This window comes from Pseudomonas floridensis, from assembly GCF_002087235.1.
GTDB classification, from domain to species: Bacteria; Pseudomonadota; Gammaproteobacteria; order Pseudomonadales; family Pseudomonadaceae; genus Aquipseudomonas; species Aquipseudomonas floridensis.
This window is the reverse complement of sequence record NZ_MUIO01000246.1, coordinates 1-685: the sequence shown is the minus strand read 5'-3', so window position 1 is coordinate 685 and position 685 is coordinate 1. Positions and strand designations below refer to the sequence as shown.

Sequence of the window (685 nt, the reverse complement as noted above, 5' to 3'; positions counted from 1 at the left end):
GACCGATCATCAGGGCATAATTCTGCTGGGTGCCGTACGGGGTGGCGACCATGCTGCTGCTGACGCAGGCGATGACGTCTTCCCACGGAATGAAACGCGGCGGCTCGCCCCGGCTGGCCACATAGGCGACTTCACGACGCTGGCGGTTGAAGCGAGTAGGCGGGATTTTGGAATGGGGGTAGACGGCTTGAGCGAAACAATAGAGATACATCAGTGCCAAGCCTCCCACGAAACCCCAGAGATAAGGATTTGGCAGAAACAAAGTCAGAAAAATTTCGAAAACTGGATCTCCATATTTGACGTGATCATTAATTCCTAATCCTATGGAGATCAGCACAAAAAGGATGACCATGAACATTACCGAACCAATGTAACAACGCACCGCAAATTCCACCGTCGCTGCATCCAGCCCAAAGTCCATGTAAACGTCATTGGCGTATTGGTGAAGGCTGCGCGAGCTAAAAGCTGCAACCCCGGTGGGGACTGGCCGTGGAGCAAGGTAGAAAACTTCAGTACCGGACTCGTTTTCCGTATCCCCGGCTACAGGCAGGCGTTCGTATTGGTCCTCAGGCATTTTCCCTGACCTCGCTTTTTTCGACGCTGGCGAAATGATCGAACACGGTCAGCCCTTTGCGCAGCGTCTTGCGCACGGCTTCGCTCTGCTGGATCAGTTCGTCGCTGGGGG

The 685-nt window shown here is 54.2% G+C and carries 1 pseudogene; it reads right to left on the bottom strand.

Annotated features, from left to right (window positions below):
- Positions 1 to 574 (bottom strand): annotated as a pseudogene (locus BZK31_RS30240) (DUF6708 domain-containing protein); the annotation flags it as partial.
- Between the last annotated feature and the right edge of the window lie 111 nt (positions 575 to 685).